Raw genomic sequence first — 24,512 nt, 5'->3', positions numbered from 1 at the left:
GGCGTCGGCCGGTGGTCGATCGGTGAAGGGCGAGCGGATGCCTCGGGGTCGCCCACGAGGCATCCGCCCGACCCGTTACTCCAGGGTGAAGCCCTGCTCGCCCGCGTAGGTCTCGAGGGAGGCCTGCAGGTCGTCGAGCGCCTGGTCGGAACTCTTCTCGCCCTGCGTCATCGCGTAGAGCTGCTCGGTGAGCTGGTCGTACGCGTAGTTCTGGAACGGGCTGAAGGTGAAGCCGGTGTAGCCGGCCGCCGCCTCGAGGAAGACGTCCTTGTTGATCTGCTGACCGCCGAAGAACGGGTACTCGAGGTCGCGGAAGTAGTCGGACTCGAGGATCGGCTTCCACAGCGGGAACAGGGCGGCCTTCTCGATGCCGATCTTCCACGCCTCCTCGGTGCCGAAGACCTCCTTGGCGACGACCGCGGCCGCCTCCTTGTCCTTCGCCTGGCTGGTCACGGCGAACGTCGACCCGCCCCAGTTGATCTGCACGGGGTTCGCGGCGTCCCACTGCGGAACCGGCGCGGCACGCCACACGGCGTCGCTGTCGGCATCCGAGAGGCCGCTCAGGTACCCGGGACCCCAGGCCGCGGCGACGTAGATGGCGTAGCTGCCGTCGACGAGCTTCGTGTTGTAGTCGGCCGTGAAGGCGTCGTCGGTCGCGACGAGGCCCTTCTCGACGAGGTCGTTCCAGTAGGCGTTGACCTTCTTCGAGCCCTCGTCGTTGACGTCGATGCCGATCTCGGTGGGGTTCGCGTTGTCGTACGCGAACGGCACCGAACCGGCCTGGGCGAACAGCGCCTGGTTGTAGGCGCGGCCGTTGGTCGGGAAGTCGGCGAGCACGCCGGGCGCGCCCGCGTCCTTCAGGGTCTGCGCGGCCGCGGCGAACTCGTCCCACGTGGTGGGGGCGGCGATGCCGTACTGGTCGAGGATGTCCTGGCGGTAGAGCATGCCCATGGGGCCGCCGTCGACCGGGATCGCGTAGACCGCGTCGCCGCTCGAGACGTCCTTCCAGGCGCCCTCGGTGTAGTCGCCCTTCACGTCGTCGGCGCCGAACTCGGTGAGGTCGACGAGGCCGTCGCGGATCGAGAAGCTCGAGAGCACCTCGGACTCGAGCATGATGACGTCGGGAGCGCCCGAACCCGCCTCGAGGGCCGTCGAGAACTTCGTGTACTCGTCGTTGCCCTGCCCGGCGTTGGTCCAGCAGATCTGGACATCGTCGTGGCTCTCGTTGAACAGGTCGACGACGTCTTCGAACGCCGGGTACCAGGCCCAGACGCTCACCTGGGTGGCGTCGGCGTTCACGATCTTGTTGGTGCATTCGGTGGCGGAGGTGGATTCGCCTGCGCTGCAGCCGGTGAGGGCTGCGGCCGCGACGGCGACCGTGCCGCCGACGGCCAGGAGCTTGCTCTTCATCGTGCGGTGCTCTTTCTGTTGCGGTGGACAACTCTGTCTTGGTGCCCTGCAGTGGCGATCGGTGCTTGGCGCTGGGTGCTCGTGATCGATGCCTGGGCTGTACAACGTTGTAAAGTAAACGTTGTAGAAGCATCATGCCGAAGGGTGCGCGCGCTGTCAAGTGCGTTCGGGACAGCGGTTGCCGGACGCCTCGCGCGGGCAAGGCCCGCACGAGTCGAGCGCGGCCGCGCCTCGGCGCCGCGCGGCGGCGCGCCGATTCCAGAGCGCCCAGACGCCACAAGCGGTCGCTTCCGCGGCCCGAATAGCGGCAACTTGTGGCACCTCGGCAGAACGCGCGGCGAGGCGCGGGCGCTGGGAAGGGCGGCGCCGCGAGGGGCGGCGGTCAGACGGCGACGCGCGCCAGGGCGGACTCGCGCTCGGCGATGCGGAAGTCGGCGAGCAGCAGACGCGGCGGTCCGAGTTCGGCGCCCGAGGCGATGCGCTCCACGAGCGTGGCGACGGCCGTCTTGGCGATCCACTTCTGGCCGGGATCGACCGTGGTCAGCGATGGGATCGAGTAGCCGGCCTCGTCGAGGTCGTCGAAGCCCATGACCGCGACATCCTCGGGCACGCGTCGCCCGGAGGCCTGGAGCACGCGCATCGCGCCGAGGGCGAGCGTGTCGTTCAGGCCGAAGACCGCGTCGAACTCGACGCCCCGGTCGAGCAGCTCGGTCATCGACCTCGCGCCGTTGGAGCGATGCCACAGGGTCGTGTAGCCGATGAGCGACTCGTCGAACGGGATGCCGTGCGCCTCGAGCGCCTCGCGGTGGCCCTGCAGGCGCAGCGCGGCGGATCCGACGATCTCGTCTTCATGGGCGCCGACCACGGCGATGCGGCGACGCCCAGAGGCGATGAGGTACTCCGTCGCCGCACGCGCCGCCTCGACGTTGCGCATGGTCACGTGATCGATCGGGCCGCCGAAGATGCGCTCGCCGAGCAGCACCATCGGGAAGTCGACGCGGAGGCTCGCGACATCCGCCTCGCTCATGCCCAACGCGCTGAAGATCAGGCCGTCGGTCATCTGGAGGCGGGGGCTGCGGAGCAGTTCGAGCTCGCGGTCGCGGTCGCCGCCGGTCTGCTCGACGAGGACGACGAGCCCGGCCGCCTCGGCCGCCTCGATGACGGCGGCGGCGAGTTCGGCGAAGTAGCTCAGACTGAGCTCGGGAACGGCGAGGGCGATCGCCCCCGTTCGGCCGGACTTCAGGCTGCGCGCGGTGAGGTTCGGCACGTAGCCGAGCTCGGCGATGGCCGCCTCGACGCGCTCGCGGGTCGCCGGCCGGATGTGCGGATACGCGTTGATCACGTTCGACACGGTCTTGATGGACACGCCGGCGACGCGCGCCACGTCGTGCAACGTCACAGCCATGTCGCCTCCGGGTTCATGCGAGCACTCTACAACGTTGTACCCCAGTGGTGTCGCCGGATTCCGCCGCATCGGCAACCGGTCGACATCACGTCAGCGACGGGGTCGGGGATGCGACGGCGGTGTGACGTGGGCCTGTGCGAGCGCGGCGTTCCGCTCGGAGATGCGGGCGAGTCGAGCGAGCCGCTCACGCTCGAGCGGCACCGCCAGCGCGGCCCAGAGCAGCAGCGCGACGCCCGCTCCGACGAGCGCGCCGCCGATCGTGTCGGTCAGCCAGTGCACGCCGAGGTACGTGCGGCTGATCGCCATGAGCACGGTGTAGATGGCGCCGGCCACCCACACCCAGACCCGGGGCACGATGATCCCGAGCGCGACCGCGATCGTCGCCGCGTTCGCCACATGCCCCGACGGGAATGAACCGAAGTCGCTCGTGACCATCATGTCCTCGGGGCGCGGTCGGCCGTAGAGCTCCTTCAGCACCTGCACCACGAGCCCGCTTCCCGCCGACGCGAGCGCGAAGTACAGCGCCGCCCATGGACGCCGCAACACCAGCAGCACGATCGTGATGCCGACCGGCACGACGATCACGCCGACGATGCCCCCGCCCAGCATGTTCATGAACAGCGCGAAGACGTCGGCTGCCGGCGAGCGCGTGTCGGCGAGCTCGAGCGACCACTCCTCGTCGACGCCGAGCGGCAGTCCGCCCGCGCGCACGGCGATCACGAGGCCGAGCAGTGCGCCCATGGCCACCGCGATGCCGCCCGCGATGAGCGGCACCCTCCGGGCCATGCGGTGCACGCGCGCCGCGCGCTGATGCGGCGCCAGGTCGTCGGCCGGGGCCGCGGTCGCATCGGGGCGGCCGGCGGGTTGCGCCCCGGCCGCCGGCGTGTCCGCCGGCGACGGCTCGGTGCGGGGGGCGCCCTCGGCGGGCTCGGTCGGCTCGTCGGGCGCGGTCATGGCCCCACGCTAGCGAGGGCGACGGATGCCGCGGCGCGCGGCACGCGGCATCCGTCACCCTGCGTCGGGGTCGAGCCCGACCTCCGGGCCGCTGGCGGGCGTCGGGCGCCCTGCCCGCGTGGACAATTCAGGACGCGACGCGCGACACGCCGGAGGAACGGTGCGACACGCCGAGTGGCTCCCCGAATGTCCTGAGTTCCCCACGGTGCAGCACGCTGACCCAGGGTCGGCACGGGGCGGGCCGGAAGCAGCCGTCAGTCCGAGAGCGGCGGCACCGTGCTCGGACGCACGAGCAGCCACAGCGCGGCGATCGCGATCACCGCCGCGCCGATCTGCACGATCGCCATGGGCACGGCGCTGCCGACGCCCATCAGGCCGATGAGCGGCGAGATGAGCCCGGCGAGGCCGAAGTTCAGCGCGCCGAGGAGCGAGGCCGCGGTTCCGGCCTCGGCGCCGTGGTGCGCGAGCGCGAGCACCTGCACGGCGGGGAACGAGAATCCGCAGGCCAGGATGTAGATCCAGAGCGGGATCGCGGTGCCCCAGAATCCGGCGCCCGACGAGTCGAGCACCATGATCGCGACGGCCATGGCGAGGTGCACGATCGTGGCGATCGCGAGGATCCACTGCGGCTGCACGGATCCGCGCATGAGCCGCGAACTGGTCTGCACGCCGATGATGATGCCGATCGAGTTGACCGCGAAGAGGATGCCGTACTGCTGCGCGGTGAACGCGTAGAGCTCCTGGAAGAGGAACGACGAGGTCGACAGGTACCCGAACAGGCCCGTGAACGTCATGCCGCCGACGATCGCCGCGCCGAGGTACACGCGGTCGCGGAACAGCGCGCGATAGCGGTCGCGCAGGGTCGAGTGGCCGGCGACGTGGCGGCGCGACTCGGGCAGGGTCTCGACGATGAGGAACGCGACGGCGAGCACGACGACGAGTCCGTAGACGGCGAGCACGATGAAGATGCCGCGCCAGTCCATGACGTTGAGGAGCTGCGAGCCGATGACGGGCGCGAGCACGGGCGCCAGGCCGTTGACGAGCGCGAGGCGCGAGAGCATGCGCACGAGCGGCTTGCCTCCGAAGAGGTCGCGCACCATGGCCATCGCCACGACGCCGCCGGCCGCTGCGCCGAAGCCCTGCAGCAGGCGGAAGACGAACAGCCACGTGATGTCGGGCGCGAACGCCGCACCCACGGAGGCCGCGATGTGCAGCACCGTCGAGAGGATCAGCGGCAGGCGGCGACCGACCTTGTCGCTCCACGGGCCGACGATGAGCTGGCCGAACCCGAAGCCGAGCATGGTGCCCGTGAGGGTCAGCTGCACGGCCGCGGCCGAGACGCCGAGCTCGCTCTGCAGCACGGGGAACGCGGGCAGGTAGAGGTCGACGGTGAACGGGCCGAGCGCGGTGAGCGCGCCGAGCACGAGCACGTACACCAGTCGCTGGCGACGGCTCAGGCGGTCGCCGGGGTGCGACGGCACCTCGTAGTCGGACGGTCGGAGGATCGGGATGGAGGCGGTTGATGACATGCGGGTGTCCAGGCGTGCTCGAGTGCGGCGGCGCACGCCCTCGGACGCCGGGAGACAGGAAACGGCGCCCCGCGGGGCGCCGTCGTGGTGCGACTCGGCCCCTCGGTGGGCTCGAATCGATTCGACTGTCGTCAAGTGTACCCGAGGCCCCCTCCCCGGCCGCAAGTCCGAATTGCGTTCGGGTTTCGCGGATGCCGCAGGCGGGCGCCTTCCCGAACGCTCGGCGCGCGGTTCGTCGGGCAGACGTGGGCGGATGCCGCGACGCGCCGTCGCGGCATCCGCTCACCGGATACTGTGCTCGCCCTTCGCGTGCTCAGCCCGCCGGCACCTCGACCGACTCGGCCTCACCGGCCTGTGCCGCCTGCTCGGCCGGAGCCGCGGCGGTCGACGCCGGAACCCCGGCCACCCGCCCCGCCGCGTGCGCGGCCGCCAGGTACCCGAACACCGCCGCCGGCCCGATCGTCGAACCCGGGCCGGGGTACGTTCGTCCCATGACGGAGGCCGTGGTGTTGCCCGCGGCGTAGAGGCCCTCGATGACCCCGCCGTCGACGTCGAGCACGCGCGCGTGCTCGTCGGTCAGCAGGCCGCCCTTGGTGCCGAGGTCGCCGGGCACGAGCTGCACGGCGGTGAACGGCCCCTTCTCGAGCGCGGCGAGGTTGGGGTTCGGCTTCACGCGCGGGTCGCTGTAGTACCGGTCGTAGGCGGTTCGGCCTCGGCCGAAGTCGACGTCGACGCCGCCGCGGGCGAGCGCGTTGAATCGCTCGACCGTCGCGGCGAACGTGGCCCGGTCGACGCCCATCTTCTCGCCGAGCTCCTCGAGGGTGTCGGCCTTGACGGCCACACCCTCGCGGAAGAGCTGCTTGCCGTCGGCGAGCAGCGCGCCGAACATGTAGCGCTGGCGGTGCCGCTTCTCGACGACGAGCCACGACGGGTTCGCCGGCGAGACCTCGTTGCGCTCGAGCAGGTGGTGACCGAAGTCGATGTAGCTCTCGGACTCGTTCAGGTAGCGCGCGCCGGACTGGTCGACGACGAAACTGAACGGGTCGGACCGCTCGTTGAGCACGAACATGGCCTGCTTGCCCGGCACCGGTACGGAGGCGCCCCACCACGCGTCGTCCATGAGCGCGACGTCGGCGCCCGCCTCGACACCGGCCTGGATCGCCGTGCCGAGGTCGCCCTCGGCGGCCGACGTGTAGCCGGGGATGCCGTGGTACTTCTGCCGCCAGGCGGTGTTCGCGGCGAATCCGCCGGCGCCGAGGATCACGCCGTGCCGGGCCCGGATGCGCAGCGCTCCGCCCGGCGCCGCCACGACCGCGCCGATCACGCGACCGTCGTCGTCCTTCACGAGCTCGGTGAGCGGCGAGCTCAGCAGGATCTCGGTGCCCTGCTGCTTCGCGATGTACCCGAGCTGGAGCATGAGCCCGCCGCCGAACCCGTACAGGTTCTTGCCCGTGACGAGCCCGCCGAGCGTGCGGAACACGAACCGCGCGCCGCGCACGAACCCCGAGAACGACGACCAGGCGCGCATGAGCAGCCAGACGTCGTCGGTCTGCATCGGCGCTGGGATGGAGTCGCCCGTGCGCGAGGTCTTGCGCCAGTCACCGAGCTTCTTGGCGTCGAACGGCTTCGATTCGATGCCGCGGCCGATCTTGCCGCCCGGGCGATCGGGGTAGTAGTCGGGGTAGTCCTTCGCGACGGCCCAGCGCACGCCGAGCTCCTCGAGCCGGTTCACGAGCTCGGGGATCGTGTCGATGAACGCCTCCCGCCTGGCCTGCGAGCTCGCGGGCCCGATCGCGTCGACCGGGCCGATGGCGGACTCGAGGTAGGTCAGCGCCTCGGCGCGCGAGTCGGCGATGCCCCTGCGCTTCATGACGGGGTTGTTCGGCATCCACAGCCCGCCGCCGCTGCGCATGGTCGTGCCGCCCCAGCGGTCGGTGCTCTCGACGATGAGCGTCGACAGCCCGCGATCGGCCGCGGCGATCGCGGCGGTCATGCCGGCGGCACCACTGCCGGCGACGAGCACGTCGACCTCGCGGTCCCAAGATGCGGTCATTGCGTCCTCCTTCTACCGGACATCGTTGTCCGGTAACGGTTGTACGCTAACACCCGTGCCCGATTCCCGGAAGAGCCCAGTGACGCCCCGGAAGAGCCCAGTGACGCCCCGGAAGAGCCCAGTGACGCCCCGGAAGAGCCCGGAACCGAGCGCGCACGCCGACGCCGCCTCGCCCGCGAAGGCCAACCGCGGTCCGATCGCCGGCCCCGAGAACCGGCGCGCGATCATCGCCGCCGCGCGCGAGATCTTCGCCGAATCCGGCCTGCAGGCGCCGTTCAGCGCCGTCGCCAAGCGGGCGGGCGTCGGCCAGGGCAGCCTCTACCGGCACTTCCCCGACAAGGCGGCGCTCGCCGTCGCGGTCTTCGACGAGAATCTCGACGCCCTCGAGGCATCCGTCGCCGACCCGGCGATGACGCTCGACGACCTCATCGACGCGATCATCGACCTCGCCGCCGTCTCGACCGCGCTCATCGACCTCATCTGGCAGCACCAGTTCGAAGACCGCGTCATGCATCTGAGCGCCCGCCTCGCCGTGATCGTCGGCACCGTCGTCGCGCGCGAACGCGCCGCAGGCCGAGTCGGCGAACACGTCGACGACAGCGACGTGCTGCTCTCGATCACGATGCTCACCGACCTGCTCGCCCGAGCGGATGCCGCGGACCGGCGCCCGATGGCCGAGCAGGCGTGGGCGATCTTCCGCCGGTCGTTCGCGCCGGCCGCACCGGGCTGACGTCGCTCGGCCGGCTGAACCGCTCGGCCTGCGGCCCACGCGGCCTGCGGCCCACTCGGCCTGCGGCCCACGCGGCCTGCGGCCCACGCGGCCTGCGGCCGCCGGCGCGCTCAGTCCCCCGCGCCGCCGAGCGGGTCGTCGAGCAGCGCGCCGAAGGCCGCCTCGGCGGCGCCGATCAGCAGGCGGTCCTCGCCGAGCGCCGCGACGCGCAGCTCGACGGTCTCGGCGGCGGCGGGCATGGCCTGCGCCCGGACCGCGTCACGGAGGGCCTCGACGTCGCTCTCGGCGACCGTGGCGAGGAATCCGCCGAGCACGACGAGCGTCGGATTCAGCACGTTGATCGCGTTCGCGAGCGCGGTGGCGAGGATGCGCCGCTGGCGGCCGAGCTCGGCCGCCACCTCGGGCGAGCCGCTGCCGGCGAGCGTCGCCGCGAGCGTCGGCTCGTCGGCGTGTTCGAGGCCTGCGACGGCGAGCAGGCGCGCCCGGCTCACCTCGTCCTCGAGCACGCCGCCGACGGCTCGGCGATCGTCGGGCGAACCGATGCCGGGGCGGTTCTGCCCGAACTCCCCCGCGTAGCCGCCCGCGCCGCCGACGGGCCGGCCGGCGATCACGAGCCCGCCGCCGATGCCGCTCGCACCGCCGTTCAGGTAGACGAGGTCGTCGACACCGCGGCCCGCTCCGAAGAGGTGCTCGGCGATGACGCCGAGCGAGGCGTCGTTGCCGACCACGACCGACAGCCCCGTGGCCGACTCGACCAGCGTGCGGATCGGCACGTCGCGCCAGCCCAGGTGCGGCGCGAATCGCACGAGTCCGTCGGAGGCGCGCACGAGACCGGGCACCGCGAGGCCGATCGCGACGATGCGCGCCTCGGCCAGGGGTCCGTCGGCCCACCGCCGGAGGGTGGCCGAGATGAGCTCGGCCGTCTCCTCGGGCGTCACGACGTGGTCGACCTCGATGCGCTCACGGGCGGGAACGCGGCCGTCGAGGGCGACGGCGGCGATGGTGACGGCGTCGACCTCGGGGTTCACGGCGATCGCCACGACGCGTTCGTCGGCGGCGATCACGGGCGACGGGCGGCCGACGCGGTTGGTCGGGTCGGGTGCGCGCTCCTCGACGAGTCCGAGCTCGACGAGTTCCGCAGCGAGCGCGGCGACGGTCGAGCGGTTGAGCCCGGTCTCGACCGTGAGCCGGGCGCGCGACATGGGCCCCTCGAGGTGCACGAGGCCGAGGAGCTTGGCGAGGTTGCGGCGGTGCACGCCGTCGAAGGTTCCCGCGCGATCTGACACGGGAACGAGTTTAGAGGGGCGGTGCGAATTTGTTGCGCTTGACCGCAAATGGTTCGCGTCGTATATTCGAGGCGTCCAGATCACTTTCGACAAAAGTGTCGAAACTTTCGAGAGGTTCAATGATGAACAGACGACGCATCGGCCGGGTCACCGCCATCAGCGCCGCAGCAGCACTCGCCATCGGCGCCCTGGCCGGATGCAGCGCCGGCGACGGCGACGGCGGAGACGGAGCGGTCACCCTGACCTTCTGGCACAACTCCACGACCGGCGACGGCAAGGCCTACTGGGAGGCCACGGCCGCCGACTTCGAGGCCGAGCACCCCGACGTGAAGATCGAGATCCAGGCGATCCAGAACGAGGAGATGGACGGCAAGCTCCAGACCGCCCTGAACTCCGGCGACGCCCCCGACATCTTCATGGCGCGCGGCGGCGGCAAGCTCGCGGCCGTCGTCGAGGCCGGTCAGGCCCAGGACCTCTCCTCGGCGCTCTCCGACGACACGAAGGCCGCGCTCGGCGACGGCGCGCTCTCGGCGTTTACGGTCGACGGCAAGCTCTACGGCGTGCCCTCCTCGGTGCTGCCCGGCGGCATCTACTACAGCAAGGACCTGTTCGAGCAGGCCGGCATCACCGCGACGCCGACGACGTTCGACGAACTCGGCGACGCCGTCGACAAGCTCAAGGCCGCCGGCATCGACCCGATCGCGCTCGGGGCCAAGGACGCCTGGCCCGCAGCGCACTGGTTCTACTTCTTCGCGCTCCGCGAGTGCTCGCAGGACGTGTTCGCCGGCCTGACCGACGACCCGAGCTTCACCGACGACTGCTGGCTGCGCGCCGGCGAGGACCTCGCGGACTTCGCGGGCACCGAGCCGTTCAACCAGGGCTTCCTCACCACGACCGCCCAGCAGGGCGCCGGCTCCTCGGCCGGCCTCGTGGCCAACCACAAGGCCGCCATGGAGCTCATGGGCGCCTGGGACCCGGGAGTGATCGCCTCGCTGACGCCCGACGAGAAGCCCCTCGCCGACCTCGGCTGGTTCCCGTTCCCGGCGGTCGACGGCGGTGACGGCGAATCCGGCGCGATGATGGGCGGCGTCGACGGGTTCTCCTGCTACGTCGACGCTCCGAAAGAGTGCGGCGAGTTCCTCGAGTTCGCCTCGCAGAAGCAGTATCAGGAGGGCTACGCGAACGCGTTCGTGACGCTGCCCGCCAACAAGGACGCCCAGAGCGTCGTCACCGACCCGGCCCTCCAGGAGGTGCTCGCCGCAGTCAACGAGGCGCCGTACGTCTCGGTCTGGCTCGACACCCTCCTCGGCCAGAACGTCGGCAACGCGCTCAACGTGGGCGTCGTCGACCTGCTCGCCGGCAAGGGCTCGCCCCAGGGCATCGTCGACGCCGTCGACGAAGCCATCCAGAAGGGCTGAGGGCCGAGCACATCATGAGCGTTCGCACCAACTCACCCGCCGAGGGTCGAGTCGACGCGGACGACGTCACGGCCGGGGGCGGCACGCCGTCCCCGGCCGCCGACCGGATCGACGCGACGTCGCCCGGCCGCCGACGTCGCCCCGACTCCGCCCGCCCCCGGCGTCCCCGCCGCGACCACCTGAAGGCCATCGAGATCGCGGTGCTCGTGGGACCCGCCCTCATCGTCTTCCTCGCGTTCGTCATCTTCCCGGTCGTCATGGCCGGCTACTACGGGTTCTTCCGGTGGAAGGGCTTCGGACCGCCCACCGACTTCGTCGGCCTGCAGAACTACGTCACAATCCTGCAGGACACCGCGTTCCACGAGGCGCTCTCGCACAACGCGATCATCGTCGTCATGTCGCTCGTGCTCCAGGGTCCGGCCGCGCTGCTGCTCGCCCTGCTCCTCAACCGCCCGATGCGCGGCCAGTCCGTGATCCGGGTGCTCATCTTCGTGCCCTACGTGCTCGCCGAGGTCGTCGTCGGCACGGGCTGGAGCCTGATGCTGCAGAGCGAGGGCGCGCTGAACGGCCTCCTCGAGAAGGTCGGGTTGGGCGGCCTCGCGCAGGACTGGCTCGCCGACCCCGACATCGCGATCTGGACCCTGCTCGGCATCATCACCTGGAAGTACATCGGCTTCGCCGTCATCCTCTTCCTCGCCGGCCTGCAGGGCATCCCGCAGGAGCTTACCGAGGCCGCGCAGATCGACGGCGCCTCGTACTGGCAGATCCAGCGCCGCATCACGCTGCCCCTGCTCGGGCCGACGCTGCGCATCTGGGCGTTCCTCTCGATCATCGGCTCGTTGCAGCTGTTCGACCTCGTCTACATCATCTGGGGCCAGTACGTGGCCTCGACCGCGGGCACCTCGACCATGGCGACCTACATGGTCGCCAACGGACGCAACGCCGGCAACTACGGCTACGGCAACGCCGTCGCCGTCGTGCTCTTCCTCATCTCGCTCGTCGTCGCCCTCGTCTACCAGCGCTTCGTGCTGCGCCGCGACACCGCCGGCGCCCTCACCGAACGGACGGGCCGATGACCGCATCGATCACCTCCATCGCCATCCCGCGGGCAAGGCGCCCGCGCGGGAACGGCACGCTGCCATGGGGCAGCCCCGCCATCTACTTCGTCGGCTTCGTCGTCGTCGCGCTGATGCTCGCGCCGATCGCGTACATCATCATCGGCGGCTTCCGCACGAACTCGCAGATCACGACCGATCCGTCGGCACTGCCGTCGCCGTGGGTGTTCACGAACTACGCCGACGTGCTCGTGAGCACCACCTTCTGGGGCGAGGTGCTGAACTCCACGGTCGCCGCGGTCGTCACGACGGTCGGCGTCGTCGCGCTCGGCCTCATGGCCAGCTACGTGCTCGCCAGGTACCGGTTCAGGAGCCGGGGCCTGCTCTACGCCGTGTTCGCGGCCGGGCTCATGTTCCCGATGACCGTGGCGATCACGCCGCTCTACCTCGTGGTGCGCAACCTCGGACTGACGAACTCGCTGGCCGGCGTCATCCTGCCGCAGATCGCGTTCGCCCTGCCGGCCACGATCATCATCCTCGTGCCGTTCCTGCGCGCGATCCCCGACGAGATCGAGGAGGCGGCCTCGATCGACGGCTGCTCGCGCCTCGGATTCTTCTGGCGCATGGTGCTGCCGCTCGCCCTGCCCGGCGTCATCACGGTCGGCATCCTCGCGTTCATCGCGAGCTGGAACAGCTACATCCTGCCGCTGTTCATCCTGAACAACGAGGCGTCGTACACCCTGCCGTTGGGCGTGCAGGCGTTCGCCTCGCAGTACTCGGTCGACACGGCCAAGGTGCTCGCGTTCACGTCGCTCTCGATGATCCCCGCGCTCGTGTTCTTCAGCATCTTCGAGCGTCGCATCGTCGGCGGCCTCACCGGGGCGGTGAAGGGATGAGCGCCCACGAGCAGATCACGGTGACGGATGCCGCGGGCCGGCGACCCATCGCAGACGCGCCGTCCTGGCGCGACACCACGCTGCCCGCCGCTGCCCGCGCCGACGCGCTCATCGCCGAGTTGACCCTCGACGAGAAGGTCGCCCAGCTCTACGGCGTGTGGGTGGGCGCCTCCGCCGAGGGCGGCGACGTCGCCCCGAACCAGCACGAGATGAGCGGCGACGTCGACCTCGACGAGCTGCTGCCGAACGGCCTCGGCCAGCTCACGCGTCCGTTCGGCACGGCGCCCGTCGACCCGGGTCTCGGCGCGCTGTCGCTCGCACGGGCGCAGCGCCGCATCGTCGCCGAGAGCCGACTCGGCATTCCGGCGCTCGCCCACGAGGAGTGCCTCGCGGGCTTCGCGGCCTGGGGTGCGACCGCCTACCCCGTGCCGCTGTCGTGGGCCGCGACCTTCGACCCCGAGCTCGTCGAGCGGATGTCGCGCCGCATCGGCGACGACCTCCGATCGGTGGGCGTGCACCAGGGTCTGGCGCCCGTGCTCGACGTCGTGCGCGATGCCCGGTGGGGCCGCGTCGAGGAGACCATGGGCGAGGACCCGTACCTCGTCGGCACGGTGGGCGCCGCCTACGTGCGCGGCCTGGAGTCGGCGGGCGTCGTCGCGACGCTGAAGCACTTCGTGGGCTACTCCGCGTCGAAGGCGGGCCGCAACCTCGCGCCCGTCTCGGTGGGGCCGAGGGAGCTCGCCGACGTGCTGCTCCCGCCGTTCGAGATGGTGCTGCGCGAGGGGCGGCCGCGGTCGGTCATGAACGCGTACACCGACCTCGACGGCGTGCCGACGGCTGCGGACGCCTCCCTGCTGACCGACCTGCTGCGCGGCGTCTGGGGCTTCTCGGGAACCGTGGTGGCCGACTACTTCTCGGTCGCGTTCCTGCAGACGCTGCACGGCACCGCGGGTTCGCTCGGCGATGCCGCGGCCGCCGCGCTGACCGCGGGCATCGACGTCGAGCTGCCGACCGTGCACGCCTTCGGCGCCCCGTTGATCGCGGCCGTCGCCGACGGCCGGCTCGACGAAGCCGTGCTCGATCGGGCTCTGCGGCGCGTCCTCGCGCAGAAGGCCGAGCTCGGCCTGCTCGATGACGGCTGGGATGCCACGCCGCCGGCGCTGGGTCACCTCGGCGACCGCGCCGACGACGCCGACGCGGTCCGCGGCTCGATCGACCTCGACCCGCCCGCCAACCGGGCGCTCGCGGCCGAGATCGCCGAGCGCGCGATCGTGCTGCTGCGCAACGACGGCACGCTGCCGCTCGGCGGCGGAGGCGACGACGTCCGCGGGGCGAACGACGACACGTCTCGCCCGGCCCCGGCCCGCATCGCGGTCATCGGCCCGACCGCCGACGACCGGTTCGCCGTGCTCGGCTGCTACGCGTTCCCGACCCACGTCGGGGTGCACCACCCCGAGTCGGGCGACGGCATCGCGCTGCCGACGCTGCTCGCCTCGATCCGCGCCGAGTTCCCCGCGTCGACGGTGACCTACGCGACGGGCACGGGCATCGACGACGGCGACACCTCGGGATTCGACGAGGCGGTGGCCGCGGCATCCGGTGCCGACCTGGTGGTGCTCGCGCTGGGCGACCGCGCGGGCCTCTTCGGCCGGGGCACGAGCGGCGAGGGCTGCGACGCCGAGTCGCTCGCGCTGCCCGGCGCCCAGTCGGCGCTGCTCGAGGCCGTGCTCGACGCCGGCACCCCGACGGTGCTCGCCATGCTCGCCGGGCGCCCGTACACCCTCGGCACGGCCCCCGACCGGGCCGCCGCGATCCTCGAGGCGTTCTTCGCCGGCGAGGAGGGAACCCGGGCGATCGCCGGCATCCTCAGCGGACGCGTCGCACCCTCCGGACGCCTGCCGGTGTCGGTGCCCGCATCCGCTGGCGTGCATCCGTCGACCTACCTCGCCTCGCCGCTCGCGCGCGCGAACGGCGTCTCGAGCATCGACCCGACGGCGCGGTACCCGTTCGGCCACGGCCTGACCTACACGTCGTTCGAGTGGAGCGACTGGTCGGGCGACGAGACGACGATCGCCACCGACGGCGCCGCGACCGTGCGACTCCGCGTGCGCAACAGCGGCGAGCGCGCCGGCGTCGAGGTCGTGCAGCTGTACCTGCACGACCCGGTCGCCTCGGTCGTGCGCCCCGTGCAGCGGCTCGTCGGGTTCGCCAGGCTCGAACTCGCCGCGGGCGAGGCCGCCGAGGTGCGCTTCACGGTGCCGACCGACCTCGCGTCGTTCACCGGGCGCGACGGCGTGCGGATCGTCGAGCCCGGCGCGCTCGTGCTCACGGCCGGACGCTCGAGCGGCGATCCGGTGTTCGCGCACGAGGTCGAGCTGACCGGTGCGGTGCGGGCGGTCGACCACACGAGGCGGTTGCACCCCGAGGTGCTCGTCGAGGTCGTGGACCCCGTTGCGGCAGGCCCCGTCGCGGCGGACGCCGTCGCGACGGCTCCGACGGCGACGACGGCCTGACGAGGCATCCGATGGCCGCGATCGCGCGCAACCCGGTGCTGCCCGGATGCCGACCCGACCCGAGCATCTGCCGCGTCGACGACGTGTTCTACGTCGTCACGTCGTCGTTCGAGTACTTCCCGGGGCTCCCGGTGCACCGGTCGACCGACCTCGTGCACTGGGAACCCGTGGGGCACGCCGTCCATCGCGAGGATCAGCTCGACCTCTCGGGCGTCGCATCGTCGGGCGGGCTCTTCGCGGCGACGATCCGGCATCACGCGGGGCGCTTCCTGGTCGTGTGCACGCTCGTCGACGACACGGGCCGCACCGCTCGCCGCGGGAGCTTCGTCGTGACGGCGACCGACGCGGCCGGCCCGTGGTCGGACCCGGTCTGGGTCGCGGAGGCCGAGGGCATCGACCCCTCGCTCTTCGTCGACCGCGACGGCCGGGCGTGGTGGAGCGGCACGCGCCTCGCCGCCGAACCCGATTGGCCCGAGCAGACCGAGGTGTGGGTGCGGGAGTTCGACCTCGCGACGCTCCAGCTCGTCGGCGAGGAGCGCGTCGTCTGGAACGGCGCCCTCGCCGGTGCCGTCTGGGCCGAGGGACCGCACCTGTACGGGATCCCGCCGGACGCCTCCGTCGACCCGGGGTCCGCCACAGACGTGCTCCTACTGGCGAGCGAGGGCGGCACCGAGCGGCACCACGCGGTGAGCGTCGCCCGTGGGCCCGGCCCGCTCGGTCCGTTCTCGGGGAGCGCGGGCAATCCCGTGCTCACGCATCGGCACCTGGGTCGCGCCGCGCCGGTCGCGAACGTCGGCCACGCCGACCTCGTCGAGGACGGCCGCGGCGGCTGGTGGGCCACCGTGCTCGCGACGCGCAACCTCGACGGGCTCGACGGCCTCCAGGGGCGCGAGACCTGGCTGGTGCCCGTCGCCTGGGAGGACGGCTGGCCGGTATTCGCCCCCGGGCTCGGGCGGCTGCCCGACGCCGTCGAGGTCGACTGGGCCGCCGAGCAGGTCGAGGGAGCGGCGGATGTCGCGGGCGCGGCCTCCGTCGTCGAAGCGCGGTTCGACGGCCCGCTGCTGCACCCCGACCTCTCGCTCGTGCGCACGGCCGGTGGCAGGGCGAGGGCCCGCCTCGACGAACGCCCCCGATTCCTGCGCCTGCGCCCGTCATCGCGCTGCCTCGCCGAGGTCGCACCGCACGCGTTCGTCGGGCTCAGGCTCGAGCAGCCGTCGGCGACCGTGACGGCCGACGTCGAGGCATCCGCAGCTCCCGGTCTCGTCGCCGGGCTGGCCCTGCGCCAGTCGGAGGCGAGGCACGTTCGACTCGAACTCGACGAGGGAACCGTCGCACTCGTGCAGCACGTCGACGGCGTCGACCGGCTCATCGGTTCGGCCGAGGTCGGCTCCGGCCCCGGCCCCGTCACACTGGAGTTCTCGATCGAGGGGTTCGCGGGGGTCGCCCGCGCGCACCACGGCGGCGATGCCCTCGCGCTCGGCTCGGTCGACCTCCGTTCGCTCAGCAGCACCGAGGCCGGCGGGTTCCTGGGCGTCTGGGCGGGTGTCTTCGCGACCGGGCCGGAGTCGGCGGATGCCTTCGCCGACGTTCAGGCGCTGCGCATCGAGTACCGGGTCGCGTAGGCGCGCCGACGCTACACCGTGGTCGGCGGCGGCGCCGTGCTCTCGCGCACGACCAGGCTCGTCGCGAGGTCCATGCGCGGTGTCGACGCGTTGCGTTCGCCCGCAGCGCCCCCGCCGCGGGCGGCATCGGCCTCGGTCGCGAGGCGGATGACAAGCCGGGCCGCCTCCTCGCCCATGCGTCGCAGCGGCTGGTGCACGGTCGTGAGCGGCGGCGTCACCCACCGGCTGATCGGCACGTCGTCGTAGCCGACGATCGACAGGTCGCCCGGAACCGCGAGCCCGGCCGCGCGTGCCGCGTCCATGACGCCGAGCGCCTGCAGGTCGCTGCCCGCGAAGATCGCGGTCGGACGCTCGTCGGCGGGCAGCGCCAGGAGTTCGCTCGCGTGATTGCGGCCACCGGTGACGTGGAAGTCGCCGAACCGGATCCAGGCCGGATCGATCGGCAGGCCGGCCGAGTTCATCGCCGAGCGATACCCGTCGACGCGCGCGAGCGAGCACATCATGTCCTCGGGCCCGGTGATGGTCGCGACCCGACGGTGCCCAAGTTCGATGAGGTGCCTGGTGGCGGCCAGGCCGCCCGACCAGTTCGCCGAGCCGACGCTCGGCACCTCGGGTGTCGGGTCGCCCGCCGGGTCGACGATGACGAACGGGATGGCGCGCGAGCGCAGGCGCTCACGGTGCTCGGGGGCCAGGTCGCTGAAGACGAGCACGACGCCGACCGGGCGCCGCCTGATAACGCCGTCGATCCAGTCGGGGTCGGGTGCGTGCCGATCGCCCGACACCGTGAGCACGACGCTCAGTCCGTGCTCCTTGGCGGCCTCCTCGACGCCGCCGATGACCTCCATCGACCAGATCTCGTCGAGCTCGTGGAGGACGAGCTCGATGAGGTCGGCGCGCGCCTCGGAACGGCCGCCGCCGCGGCGCACGTACCCCCGTTCGTGCAGTACGCGCTCGATACGCTCGCGCGTCGACGCGGAGACATCCGATCGCCCGTTCAGCACCTTCGAGATCGTCGACAGGCTGACCCCGAGGTCTTCGCTGATCTCGGCCAGGGTGACTCGCTCGACTCCGACATCCGCCTTCATGTTTCGAATCCTACGACCGAAAGTTGCGAACTCGGAAGACTTGCGAAGCAGCGCAGCCCGGGTTTATGTTGTACGTGCCAACAAATCATCGAAGACGCTGAAAGGCGGATCTCCATGGCCAGCGCGCCCACCCGCGACGACAAGTTCTCCTTCGGCCTCTGGACGGTCGGGTACAACGGCACCGACCCGTTCGGCGGCCCCACCCGCGAGCCGCTCGACGTCGTGCACGCCGTCGAGAAGCTCGCCGAGCTCGGCGCCTACGGCCTGACGTTCCACGACGACGACCTCTTCGCCTTCGGCTCGACCGACGCCGAGCGCCAGAACCAGATCGACCGCCTCAAGGGCGCGCTCGACGACACCGGCCTCATCATCCCGATGGTGACCACGAACCTCTTCAGCGCACCCGTCTTCAAGGACGGCGGCTTCACCGCCAACGACCGCGACGTGCGCCGCTTCGCCCTGCGCAAGGTGTTCCGCCAGCTCGACCTCGGCGCCGAGCTGGGTGCCAAGACGTTCGTCATGTGGGGCGGCCGCGAGGGCGCCGAGTACGACTCGGCGAAGGACATCCGCCAGGCGCTCGAGCGCTACCGCGAGGCCGTGAACCTGCTCGGCGACTACGTCACCGACAAGGGCTACGACATCCGCTTCGCGATCGAGCCGAAGCCCAACGAGCCCCGCGGCGACATCCTGCTGCCGACCCTCGGCCACGCGATCGCCTTCATCGACTCGCTCGAGCGCCCCGAGCTCGTGGGCCTCAACCCCGAGGTCGGCCACGAGCAGATGGCGGGCCTCAACTTCGCCGCCGGCATCGCCCAGGCGCTGTACCACGGCAAGCTCTTCCACATCGACCTCAACGGCCAGCGCGGCATCAAGTACGACCAGGACCTCGTGTTCGGCCACGGCGACCTGCACAACGCGTTCGCGCTCGTCGACCTGCTCGAGAACGGCGGCCCCGGCGGCGTGCCCGCCTACGAGGGCCCCCGTCACTTCGACTACAAGCCGTCGCGCACCGAAGACGAGAAGGGCGTATGGGAGTCGGCCGCCGCGAACATGCGCACCTACCTGCTGCTCAAGGAACGCGCCGCGGCCTTCCGCGCCGACCCCGAGGTGCAGGAGGCGCTCGAGGCCGCCAAGGTCTTCGAGCTGTCGACCCCGACGCTGAACCCTGGCGAGACCTACGACGAGTTCCTCGCCGACCGCTCGGCCTACGAGGACTTCGACGCCGACGCGTACCTCGGCGGCAAGGGCGGCGGCTTCGTGCGCCTGCAGCAGCTCGCCACCGAGCACCTCCTTGGAGCGCGCTGAGGTTCTCCCCCGTGAACCACCCCTGCGCCGCGTTCGACAACACGGCGCAGGGGTTTTCCCGTACCTGCATCACTTCCATCAGCACCACCGACAGAAAGGGGCGGGCTTTGGCGCTCGTCGCAGGGGTCGACTCGTCGACCCAGTCATGCAAGATCGTGATCCGGGATGCCGCAACGGGCGCCCTCGTGCGCTCCGGGCGCGCGCCGCACCCCGACGGCACCGAGGTCGCCCCGGCCGCGTGGTGGGGCGCCCTGCTCTCCGCGATCGGCGATGCGGGCGGGCTCGACGGCGTCGAGGCGATCTCGGTCGGCGGTCAGCAGCACGGCATGGTCGTGCTCGACGCCGAGGGCCGGGTCATCCGCGACGCCCTGCTCTGGAACGACACGCGCTCGGCGCAGGCCGCGCTCGACCTCATCGCCGAGGTCGGCGCCGACGAGTACGCCAGGCGCACGGGCGTCGTGCCGGTCGCCTCGTTCACGGCGACGAAGCTCCGCTGGCTTCGCGATGCCGAGCCGGATTCCGCGGCGCGCGTCGCGACGGTGGCCCTCCCCCACGACTGGCTGACCTGGCGCCTGCGCGGCTACGGCCCGGCGGGCGAATCGCCGCTCGGCCCCGTACTCGAGGAACTCACGACCGACCGCTCCGACGCGAGCGGCACGGCCTACTGGGGCGCAGACGGCTACGACCGCGAGCTGTTCGTGCGCGCGCTCGGACACGACGCGATCCTGCCGAGGGTGCTCGGCCCGTCGGAGGTCGCGGGGCGCACGCCCGACGGCATCCTCGTGGGCGCCGGGGCCGGCGACAACGCCGCCGCCGCACTCGGGCTCGACGCGGCATCCGGCGACGTGGTCGTCTCGATCGGCACGAGCGGCACGGTCTTCGCCGTGACGGATGCCGCCGTCGCCGACGCCTCGGGCACGGTCGCCGGGTTCGCCGACGCGACCGGCCGGTTCCTGCCGCTCGTGGCCACGCTGAACGCCGCCCGCGTGCTGGACGCCTTCGCGCGTGTGCTCGGCGTCGACCACGACGGGCTCGGACGTCTCGCGCTCGAGGCCGAGCCCGCGGCATCCGGTGCCGTGCTCGTGCCGTATTTCGAGGGCGAGCGCACGCCGAACCTACCGAAGGCGACAGCGCACCTCGACGGGCTGAGCCTCGCGAGCATGACCCGCCCGAATCTCGCGCGAGCGGCGATCGAGGGCATGCTGTGCGGGCTGGCCGATGGGCTCGAGGCGGTCGAGCGCCTCGGCGTGACCGTCGACCGGGTGCTCGTGATCGGCGGCGCGGCGCAGAACCCCGCCGTGCGTGCGATCGCGGCGCAGGTGTTCGACGCCCCCGTCGTGATCCCGGAGCCGGGCGAGTACGTCGCCGACGGGGCGGCTCGACAGGCCGCCTGGGCGCTCACCGGCGCCCGCCCGGAGTGGCCGATCGAGCTCGCGGCGACCCTGCCCGGCGACCATCGACCCGTCATCCGCGAGCAGTACTCGCACGTCGCCGGTCGCTGAATCGGTTCCGCGCCCCGGTCACCGCGCACCGAACCGATTCGACTCGGAAGAATGTTCCGGCGGCGCCGCACCGTCGTTCGGGACTCCGGCCGAGGGCGGCGCAGGGCATGTGACAGTCCCATGCGGATGCGCCCATGGGAGCGCGATCACGGGAACCGGTTTCCCGATTCATGTGACGTGTCACATCCGGTTTTCGCGTTATTCGATCGTTATCCGGCCACGGGTCGCGCATTGCTTACAGGGTCGTAAGTTTCGTCATGCCGATGTCAGTGCAGACACGGCAGCAGTGATTGTCCTGCACACTCACCAGTCAGAAGGGGAGAACGATGAAGAAGGCTTCATTGATCTCGATCACAGCCCTCGCCGGAGCATCGATGCTGTTGCTCGCAGGGTGTTCCAGCAGCGGCGGCGACGGCGGAAGCACCGACGACGCATCCGCGACCCGCGCCTGCGTCATCCTGCCCGACGCCGCCTCCTCGCCCCGTTGGGAGAACGGCGACCGCCCGGCACTCGAGGCCGCCATCACCGACGCCGGCTTCGAAGCCGACATCCAGAACGCGCAGGGCGACACCAGCAAGTATGCGACCATCGCCGACCAGCAGCTCAGCAAGGGCTGCGGCGTCATGCTCCTCGTCGACTACAACGGCGCCGCCGTCGCCGTGACCGCCAAGGCCCAGGAACAGGGCATCCCCGTCATCGCCTACGACCGACCCATCGAAGGCGCCGACTACTACGTGTCGTTCGACAACGAAGAGGTCGGTGCGCTCATGGGCCAGTCGATCCTCGACGGCCTCGCCACGGCCGGCAAGGACCCGGCCACGGCCACCGTCGTCTTCATGGGCGGCGACCCCGCCGACGGCAACGCGAAGATGTTCCGCGACGGCGCCGGCAGCGTGCTCGACCCCGCGGGCGTCGTTCCCGCCCAGGAGCCCACGGGCGTCTGGGACGGCGACAAGTCCGCGACCAACTTCGAGCAGGCCCTGACCGCCCTCGGCGGCAAGGTCGACGCCGTCTGGGCAGCCAACGACACCAACGCCGCCGGCGTCATCACGATCCTCGACAAGAACGGCCTCACCGTTCCCGTCTCGGGTCAGGACGCCTCGGTCGCCGGCCTCCAGAACGTGCTCCTCGGCAAGCAGACCGCCACGGTCTACAAGCCGTTCCAGCTCGAGGCCGAAGCCGCCTCCGACCTCGCCATCAAGCTCCTGAACGGCGAGACCCCCACGGTCGACAAGAAGCTCGACGACGGCACGCCGTACATCGCGGTGACGCCGGTGCTCGTCGGACCCGACGACGTGCAGAAGGTCATCGACGACGGCAACGCCGACGCCGCTGAGATCTGCACCGACGACGTGGCGGCCGCCTGCGCCGAGCACGGCGTGGGCTAGTCCGGCCCGTTCCGACACACGGTCGTGGGAGGCTCCGGGGCGAACGCTCGGCCCGGGGCCTCCCGCTCCCGCGGAGCATCCGGCTCTATCGCACCGACCGCCGCCACGCGGCATCCGCATCTCGCCCTCGTATTTCGCGCTTCGCACTTCGCACTTCGCACCCCGGGAACGACGCAGTTCCCCAGAGAAAGGACCCGGCATGGACCTGCCGATCATCGAGCTGAAGGGGGTTGTGAAGAGCTTCGGCCCCGTCGATGTGCTCAAGGGCGTGAACTTCACGGCGTACCCCGGAAAGATCACCGCCCTCGTCGGCGACAACGGCGCCGGCAAGTCGACGCTCATCAAGGGGCTCGCCGGCGTGCAGCCCTACGACGGCGGCGAAGTGCTCTTCAACGGCGAACCCGTGAGCCTGCACACCCCGCGCGACGCCGGGCACCTCGGCATCGAGGTCGTCTACCAGGACCTCGCCCTCTGCGACAACCTCGACATCGTGCAGAACATGTTCCTCGGCCGCGAGGAGCTCTCGGCCGGCACCTTCGACGAGGGCCTCATGGAACGAGAGGCCGCTGAGACCCTTCGGCAGCTCTCGGTGCGCACCGTCAAGTCGGTGCGCCAGAAGGTCTCCTCGCTCTCGGGCGGCCAGCGCCAGACCGTGGCGATCGCCCGCTCGGTGCTGAAGAAGGCCAAGGTCGTCATCCTCGACGAACCGACGGCCGCCCTCGGCGTCGCCCAGACCGCCCAGGTGCTCGCGCTCGTGAAGCGCCTCGCCGAACAGGGCGTCTCGGTCGTCATCATCAGCCACAACCTCGTCGACGTGTTCGAGGTCGCCGACTTCATCAGCGTGCTCTACCTCGGCCAGATGGTCGCCTCGGTGAAGACCAGCGAGACCACCAACGAAGACGTCATCGGCTACATCACCGGTGCGAAGACGTACGAAGGAGAGCGCGCATGAGCGGCCTGAAGCCCGGCGCGCCGGCCACCGACTCGACCACGGCCCTCTCGGCGCTCAGCACCGAGCAGCTCATCGGCAGCGGGCAGGAGGGCGGCCTGATGGATCAGGTGCGCGCCTACGTGCAGCGGGTACGCAGCGGCGAGATGGGCGCCCTGCCCGCGATCGCCGGCTTCGTCGTGCTCAGCATCCTCTTCACGATCCTCAGCCCGTACTTCTTCACCGAGCGCAACTTCGCGAACCTGCTCACCCAGGCCGCGACCCTCGTCATGCTCGGCATGGCGCTCGTGTTCGTGCTGCTGCTCGGCGAGATCGACCTCTCGGCCGGCGTCACGGCGGGCCTCACGATGGTCATCTTCGTGGTGCTCATCGCGGTCGTGAACCTGAACTGGATCCTCGCGCTCGCGATCGCGTTCCTCACGGGCATCGCGATCGGCACGTTCATCGGCTTCTTCGTCGCGAAGGTCGGCATTCCATCATTCGTCGTGACCCTGGGCCTCTTCCTCGGGTTCCAGGGCCTCGAGCTCATCATCATCGGCGCGGGCGGCCTGTACCGCGTCGAGACGCCCGAGATCCTCGCGATCCAGAACAGCAACCTGCCCCCGTGGGCCGGCTGGGTCATGCTCCTCGTGATGCTCGCGGTCTCGGCGTCGACGTCGTTCCTCGACCGCGCACGCCGTACGCGCGCCGGGGTGCCGAACCGCACCATCGCGCTCGTGTGGGCCAAGCTCGTCACGATCGCCGTGCTCGGCGGCATCGTCATCGCGATCCTCAACCAGAACCGCGGCACGGGGTTCAAGGCGATCGAGGGCGTGCCGATCGTCGTGCCGATCACCCTCGCGATCCTCTGGCTCGGCACGTTCGTGCTCGACCGCACGAAGTTCGGCCGCTACATCTACGCGGTCGGCGGCAACGCCGAGGCGGCTCGACGCTCGGGCGTCAAGGTCGCGATGATCCGCTGGTGCGCGTTCATCGTGTGCTCCTCGCTCGCGGTCGTCGCGGGCCTGTTCAGCATCAGCAAGGTCGGATCGGTGGATGCCGCGGCGGGCCGTGACATCGTGCTCAGCGGTGTGGCGGCGGCCGTCGTCGGCGGCGTCAGCCTCTTCGGCGGTCGCGGGCGTCTCATCCACGCGGCGATCGGCGCGCTCGTGATCGCCGTCATCACCAACGGACTCGGCCTGCTGAACCTCCCGGCCGGCGTCAACTACGCGGTGACCGGCGGCGTGCTGATCCTCGCGGCCACGGTCGACGCGGTCTCGCGCAAGCGCGCCGGTGGGTCGATCCTGCGCACCTGACCTCCGCCTCTCCGAACCAGGCCCCTCCGGACCAGGGCCTCCCGAACCGAACGGGCCCGTGCGCTGTCCCCGCACGGGCCCGTTCTCATGCCCGGGCTCAGTGTCCGTGGTTCGGGT

The 24,512-nt window shown here is 71.3% G+C and carries 18 protein-coding genes; 11 read left to right on the top strand and 7 right to left on the bottom strand.

What is annotated here, in order from left to right:
- Positions 1-75: 75 nt before the first annotated feature.
- The 5 genes from ATC03_RS05165 to ATC03_RS05145 all read right to left on the bottom strand — a co-directional run bounded on the left by ATC03_RS05165 (position 76) and on the right by ATC03_RS05145 (position 7,351).
- Positions 76-1,410 (bottom strand): ABC transporter substrate-binding protein, encoded by a 1,335-nt coding sequence (locus ATC03_RS05165; RefSeq protein WP_067873973.1) that lies wholly within the window; start codon positions 1,408-1,410, stop codon positions 76-78.
- A gap of 382 nt (positions 1,411-1,792) precedes the next feature.
- Complete coding sequence (locus ATC03_RS05160) at positions 1,793-2,815, bottom strand: LacI family DNA-binding transcriptional regulator (protein ID WP_067873970.1); 1,023 nt, start codon at positions 2,813-2,815, stop codon at positions 1,793-1,795.
- A gap of 90 nt (positions 2,816-2,905) precedes the next feature.
- Entirely contained in the window at positions 2,906-3,769 is an 864-nt protein-coding gene (locus ATC03_RS05155) for a phosphatase PAP2 family protein (protein ID WP_227820236.1), read from the bottom strand.
- Positions 3,770-4,023: 254 nt separating this feature from the next.
- Entirely contained in the window at positions 4,024-5,298 is a 1,275-nt protein-coding gene (locus tag ATC03_RS05150) for a multidrug effflux MFS transporter (RefSeq protein WP_067873967.1), read from the bottom strand.
- A 313-nt stretch (positions 5,299-5,611) separates the two neighbouring features.
- On the bottom strand, positions 5,612-7,351 hold the full coding sequence (locus ATC03_RS05145; protein WP_067873964.1) for an FAD-dependent oxidoreductase: 1,740 nt from the start codon (positions 7,349-7,351) through the stop codon (positions 5,612-5,614).
- Between the two features lie 121 nt (positions 7,352-7,472).
- Here ATC03_RS05145 and ATC03_RS05140 point away from each other — a divergent pair, with 121 nt between their 5' ends.
- Complete coding sequence (locus ATC03_RS05140; protein ID WP_084003300.1) at positions 7,473-8,081, top strand: TetR/AcrR family transcriptional regulator; 609 nt, start codon at positions 7,473-7,475, stop codon at positions 8,079-8,081.
- 110 nt (positions 8,082-8,191) lie between these two features.
- On the opposite strand, the gene ATC03_RS05135 is transcribed toward ATC03_RS05140, so the two are convergent.
- Positions 8,192-9,367, bottom strand: coding sequence for an ROK family transcriptional regulator (locus ATC03_RS05135; RefSeq protein WP_067873961.1), 1,176 nt, complete (start codon positions 9,365-9,367; stop codon positions 8,192-8,194).
- Positions 9,368-9,489: 122 nt separating this feature from the next.
- On the opposite strand from ATC03_RS05135, the gene ATC03_RS05130 reads away from it, so the two are divergent.
- From ATC03_RS05130 to ATC03_RS05110, 5 genes are read left to right on the top strand one after another with little or no spacing between them, the layout of a single operon-like run.
- Positions 9,490-10,785: an extracellular solute-binding protein gene (locus ATC03_RS05130; RefSeq protein ID WP_152030873.1), complete on the top strand. Its 1,296-nt coding sequence runs from the start codon at positions 9,490-9,492 to the stop codon at positions 10,783-10,785.
- A 14-nt stretch (positions 10,786-10,799) separates the two neighbouring features.
- Positions 10,800-11,861 (top strand): carbohydrate ABC transporter permease, encoded by a 1,062-nt coding sequence (locus tag ATC03_RS05125; RefSeq protein ID WP_074400974.1) that lies wholly within the window; start codon positions 10,800-10,802, stop codon positions 11,859-11,861.
- A complete protein-coding gene (locus tag ATC03_RS05120; protein WP_067873956.1) occupies positions 11,858-12,736 on the top strand; it encodes a carbohydrate ABC transporter permease in 879 nt (292 codons plus the stop codon). Before ATC03_RS05125 ends, ATC03_RS05120 begins: the two co-directional genes overlap by 4 nt.
- Positions 12,733-15,249, top strand: a complete 2,517-nt coding sequence (locus ATC03_RS05115) for a beta-xylosidase/alpha-l-arabinosidase (RefSeq protein ID WP_067873953.1) — start codon at positions 12,733-12,735, stop codon at positions 15,247-15,249. The genes ATC03_RS05120 and ATC03_RS05115 overlap by 4 nt, the downstream gene beginning before the upstream one ends.
- Before the next feature lie 11 nt (positions 15,250-15,260).
- Positions 15,261-16,871: a glycoside hydrolase family 43 protein gene (locus tag ATC03_RS05110; protein ID WP_067873950.1), complete on the top strand. Its 1,611-nt coding sequence runs from the start codon at positions 15,261-15,263 to the stop codon at positions 16,869-16,871.
- Between the two features lie 11 nt (positions 16,872-16,882).
- On the opposite strand, the gene ATC03_RS05105 is transcribed toward ATC03_RS05110, so the two are convergent.
- Positions 16,883-17,956 carry a LacI family DNA-binding transcriptional regulator gene (locus tag ATC03_RS05105; RefSeq protein ID WP_067873947.1) on the bottom strand — a complete coding sequence of 358 codons (1,074 nt, stop codon included), beginning with the start codon at positions 17,954-17,956 and terminating at the stop codon, positions 16,883-16,885.
- 114 nt (positions 17,957-18,070) lie between these two features.
- On the opposite strand from ATC03_RS05105, the gene xylA reads away from it, so the two are divergent.
- The 5 genes from xylA (at position 18,071) to ATC03_RS05080 (ending at position 24,395) form a co-directional block, all read left to right on the top strand.
- Positions 18,071-19,261 carry a xylose isomerase gene (xylA, locus tag ATC03_RS05100; protein ID WP_067873944.1) on the top strand — a complete coding sequence of 397 codons (1,191 nt, stop codon included), beginning with the start codon at positions 18,071-18,073 and terminating at the stop codon, positions 19,259-19,261.
- 107 nt (positions 19,262-19,368) lie between these two features.
- Positions 19,369-20,763 carry a xylulokinase gene (locus tag ATC03_RS05095; RefSeq protein ID WP_067873941.1) on the top strand — a complete coding sequence of 465 codons (1,395 nt, stop codon included), beginning with the start codon at positions 19,369-19,371 and terminating at the stop codon, positions 20,761-20,763.
- Between the two features lie 326 nt (positions 20,764-21,089).
- A complete protein-coding gene (locus ATC03_RS05090) occupies positions 21,090-22,151 on the top strand; it encodes a sugar ABC transporter substrate-binding protein (RefSeq protein ID WP_067873938.1) in 1,062 nt (353 codons plus the stop codon).
- Between the two features lie 199 nt (positions 22,152-22,350).
- Positions 22,351-23,103: an ATP-binding cassette domain-containing protein gene (locus tag ATC03_RS05085; RefSeq protein WP_067873935.1), complete on the top strand. Its 753-nt coding sequence runs from the start codon at positions 22,351-22,353 to the stop codon at positions 23,101-23,103.
- Positions 23,100-24,395 carry a sugar ABC transporter permease gene (locus tag ATC03_RS05080; protein ID WP_084003299.1) on the top strand — a complete coding sequence of 432 codons (1,296 nt, stop codon included), beginning with the start codon at positions 23,100-23,102 and terminating at the stop codon, positions 24,393-24,395. Before ATC03_RS05085 ends, ATC03_RS05080 begins: the two co-directional genes overlap by 4 nt.
- The last annotated feature ends 117 nt before the right edge of the window (positions 24,396-24,512 follow it).

The organism is Agromyces aureus, from assembly GCF_001660485.1.
Lineage (GTDB): Bacteria > Actinomycetota > Actinomycetes > Actinomycetales > Microbacteriaceae > Agromyces > Agromyces aureus.
The sequence above is the reverse complement of the archived record's forward strand: the minus strand, read 5'-3'. Positions and strand labels throughout refer to the sequence as shown.

Bases quoted from the DNA above. Each gene is read 5' to 3' on its own strand.
- ATC03_RS05150 (WP_067873967.1), bottom strand. From the start codon at position 5,298: ATGTCATCAACCGCCTCCATCCCGATCCTCCGACCGTCCGACTACGAG.
- ATC03_RS05145 (WP_067873964.1), bottom strand. From the start codon at position 7,351: ATGACCGCATCTTGGGACCGCGAGGTCGACGTGCTCGTCGCCGGCAGT.
- ATC03_RS05125 (WP_074400974.1), top strand. From the start codon at position 10,800: ATGAGCGTTCGCACCAACTCACCCGCCGAGGGTCGAGTCGACGCGGAC.
- ATC03_RS05130 (WP_152030873.1), top strand. From the start codon at position 9,490: ATGAACAGACGACGCATCGGCCGGGTCACCGCCATCAGCGCCGCAGCA.
- ATC03_RS05115 (WP_067873953.1), top strand. From the start codon at position 12,733: ATGAGCGCCCACGAGCAGATCACGGTGACGGATGCCGCGGGCCGGCGA.
- xylA (WP_067873944.1), top strand. From the start codon at position 18,071: ATGGCCAGCGCGCCCACCCGCGACGACAAGTTCTCCTTCGGCCTCTGG.
- ATC03_RS05165 (WP_067873973.1), bottom strand. From the start codon at position 1,410: ATGAAGAGCAAGCTCCTGGCCGTCGGCGGCACGGTCGCCGTCGCGGCC.
- ATC03_RS05085 (WP_067873935.1), top strand. From the start codon at position 22,351: ATGGACCTGCCGATCATCGAGCTGAAGGGGGTTGTGAAGAGCTTCGGC.
- ATC03_RS05110 (WP_067873950.1), top strand. From the start codon at position 15,261: ATGGCCGCGATCGCGCGCAACCCGGTGCTGCCCGGATGCCGACCCGAC.
- ATC03_RS05105 (WP_067873947.1), bottom strand. From the start codon at position 17,956: ATGAAGGCGGATGTCGGAGTCGAGCGAGTCACCCTGGCCGAGATCAGC.
- ATC03_RS05120 (WP_067873956.1), top strand. From the start codon at position 11,858: ATGACCGCATCGATCACCTCCATCGCCATCCCGCGGGCAAGGCGCCCG.
- ATC03_RS05155 (WP_227820236.1), bottom strand. From the start codon at position 3,769: ATGACCGCGCCCGACGAGCCGACCGAGCCCGCCGAGGGCGCCCCCCGC.
- ATC03_RS05090 (WP_067873938.1), top strand. From the start codon at position 21,090: ATGAAGAAGGCTTCATTGATCTCGATCACAGCCCTCGCCGGAGCATCG.
- ATC03_RS05080 (WP_084003299.1), top strand. From the start codon at position 23,100: ATGAGCGGCCTGAAGCCCGGCGCGCCGGCCACCGACTCGACCACGGCC.
- ATC03_RS05160 (WP_067873970.1), bottom strand. From the start codon at position 2,815: ATGGCTGTGACGTTGCACGACGTGGCGCGCGTCGCCGGCGTGTCCATC.